General features: G+C 54.8%; 3 protein-coding genes. 1 reads left to right on the top strand and 2 read right to left on the bottom strand.

The features are described from left to right. Window positions 1-54 precede the first annotated feature (54 nt). Window positions 55-768: an outer membrane protein gene (locus B9L22_RS19480; protein WP_086151584.1), complete on the top strand. Its 714-nt coding sequence runs from the start codon at window positions 55-57 to the stop codon at window positions 766-768. A 97-nt stretch (window positions 769-865) separates the two neighbouring features. Here B9L22_RS19480 and B9L22_RS19475 read toward each other — a convergent pair whose 3' ends face one another. Both B9L22_RS19475 and B9L22_RS19870 read right to left on the bottom strand, forming a co-directional pair. Beyond that, window positions 866-1,861, bottom strand: a complete 996-nt coding sequence (locus B9L22_RS19475; RefSeq protein ID WP_198947355.1) for a DUF4105 domain-containing protein — start codon at window positions 1,859-1,861, stop codon at window positions 866-868. 57 nt (window positions 1,862-1,918) lie between these two features. Continuing rightward, window positions 1,919-2,597, bottom strand: a 679-nt coding sequence (locus B9L22_RS19870) for a hypothetical protein (RefSeq protein WP_233140259.1), incomplete at its 5' end; no start/stop codon positions are given.

The raw sequence follows: 2,597 nt of genomic DNA, 5'->3' as shown, positions 1-2,597 counted from the left end.
ATTCGTCATAGTCGTTGCTGACTGAAGGAAAACTTAACCAAAAGGAGCAAGTCCATGAATCGAACTTATTTCGTCTTAACTATGACGAGCGTACTTCTCTGCGTCTCTGCTTTCGGTGGATCGCCAGAATATAAACAAGTCGCACCGGCGCCACCTCCGGTCTGCGGAGTCGGCTGGTACTTCGCGCTGGATGGCGGTGCGAATCTTTATCAAGACTTCGGTGGCGATAGGCATCTTCTCATTGGAGGGAATGATCTCACTGTTGGCGTTAAGGATCACATCGGCGGGTTCGGCGGTATCAAACTCGGCTACGTGTTTGGTCAGGGAACAATCCGCTGGGCGCTGGAGGAGGATCTCTATTATAACGGGGTAAACGCAACGGCCTCTGCCAACCTCAATGGCCGCGAGATCGCGCATGCCGATGCCATGCTGAATACAGGGGCGTTTATGACGAACATTGTCCTTCGGTTTGCGCCCAATGGAGGGTGCGGTTTTCAACCGTACATCTTTGGCGGTATCGGCGGCTGGTGGGGCGAAACTGGCGGAGACATTGACGTCACCGTCGGAAATACGACCCGAAGTTTTGGGTCACGGGACAACGGCGGCTTCGCTTTTCAATTGGGAGCGGGTGTTGATTATTATTTCTCGCCGAAGTGGAGCGTCTTCACAGAATACAAGTTTCTCGATTACACAAATGCGGGTAACGAGTTCACCAATTCGAATGTCGGCCAACACTTGGTCGGTGGCGGTCTGAAGTTTCACTTCTAAAACGCATCCGCAGCGAACCCATGCGCGCTGGCAGAGTTTAGGGGGATGCCGCTCTGCCAGCGCGCTCTTTTCCGGCTGTGGTGGCTGAGCTAACTAATTACCTCCCAAATCCCGGAAGCCCTTCCCGCACGCGAGTCGAGAAATCCGGATCCTGATCCGCGGCCCGAGCACGCTGGTTTATCCGGCTGCGCTCCTTCAGTTCGGGAAAGCGAAGGCCGTCGTGGGCGATCAATCCGCGCTCGTACAATAGTTCGTCGGCTTTGCCGTTGACCAGAATCCGCCAATCCCATGGGGTGCGTTCATTCGTCGGGTGCTGGGCGCGGATGCTCGTTGTACAGTTGGTCGTGACAGCGTTATACCACCGCGCTGAGGTGTGGAGTGCGTTAAGAGTCTTGACATAGCCGAGAAATCGTTTGCGTGCTTGCACAGATGAAGCCACGATGTGGTAAAGGTAAACGTCTTCGCTGTCGCGGTAGTTTGTGCGTACGCGGATCACGTCGCGTTCATCCGCGCAGACGTAAATGAGTTCATACTGCCGGTATAACCCGCCGATGGTGGAGTAGTTTTCACCAATCTCTTTGCGCGTCTCGATTGAAAAACAAATCGGTGGCGCATCGGTGAGCTGAAAACTCGCAATCGGATGCGCCATGTAAGGTGAGCCCCAATAATTGATTACCAGGTCGAGACCGGTGATCTGAGAGAGCCGTAGCGTCCGCGTTTCCCATCTGGGGACGTAGTCGGTCTCGGTCCGGTAATCGCAATTGCGGACATTATGCAAAGTAACGACGTCACCGTCGATTTCAGCCCAGGCAGTTTGGGCGACATCAGGCTGCCAGTGTCGATCATTGCTCGGCCTCAGGGTTAACCACCAGAACACGACCAGCGCGAATCCGCTCAAGATCGACAAGAGCTTCAGCATCGTTCCGCGAACAAAGATCGTAGTAGCGACCAACAGGCACACGAACGCAATGGATGCCGGCAGGCGGAGTGCGACGAGTGGGAAATCGTAGTAGAGCGCGCCTGTAGCCCATGCGACACATGAAAGGGCGACGACCCAGACTAACGTCCATCCAAGAAGCTTGATTGCGCGCACTAGATGCGACATTTAGACGTTTCGGAAATTGGCCGCGTTGCTCCAGCCAGGTAATGTCTACTTAAGTGGCCCCGGGTTCACCCGGTCGTGCAAAGTAAATCCGCGGCTTTGTAATTCCTGTTTCAATCGCGGAGACGCCTGTCCAGAAAGCGCGACCAGCACGCCTTTGCTTTTGCCGGATTCAGACGCGAGCTTTTGTACCTCAGCCGCGAAGCCAGCCGCAACCGCTGTCCAGGCGGCATAATCCCATTGTAAAGCCACGACCACGCTACCGTCTTTGGCGATGCAAACGGGAAATTCACCAAGCAGCGCAATTTTCGCGAGCGGGATCTGCGAATGGACCTTGCTCATCAACTCTGAGGTTAGAACGCAAAAAAGTGCATCGGCTTCGTTGGAAGCGGTTTCGCCCGCCGCACGGACAAAAGCGGCGCGATTAGCCACGCCGTTGAGAGACTTTAGATTGAGAACAAATGCCGTTGCCGCAGTCGGTGAAAAATTGGTGTTGTTGAGAAATCGGTTTGTTTCAGTTTCACCCGCTCCCATCGCGCTCAGCGCCTGTCGATTGATGGCCTTGAGATCAGCCGGCGGTTTTTCGTTAACCAACTTTGTGAGCGAATCGCTGACGTTAGTAACCGTAAGCGCTGCCCCTATTCCACCGCCGATAGGAAGAGTCGCAGCCCTAAAGGTGAACCCGCCGGCCCACGAGAGAGGAGAAGAACAGGGAAGAGAGAAGACC

The sequence above is a fragment of the Cellulosimicrobium sp. KWT-B genome (assembly GCF_002127155.1).
Classification (GTDB): Bacteria; Actinomycetota; Actinomycetes; order Actinomycetales; family Cellulomonadaceae; genus Cellulosimicrobium; species Cellulosimicrobium funkei.
Note: the sequence above shows the minus strand (reverse complement) of the source record. Positions and strands in the feature narration are given on the sequence as shown.

Bases quoted from the DNA above. Each gene is read 5' to 3' on its own strand.
- B9L22_RS19480 (WP_086151584.1), top strand. From the start codon at position 55: ATGAATCGAACTTATTTCGTCTTAACTATGACGAGCGTACTTCTCTGC.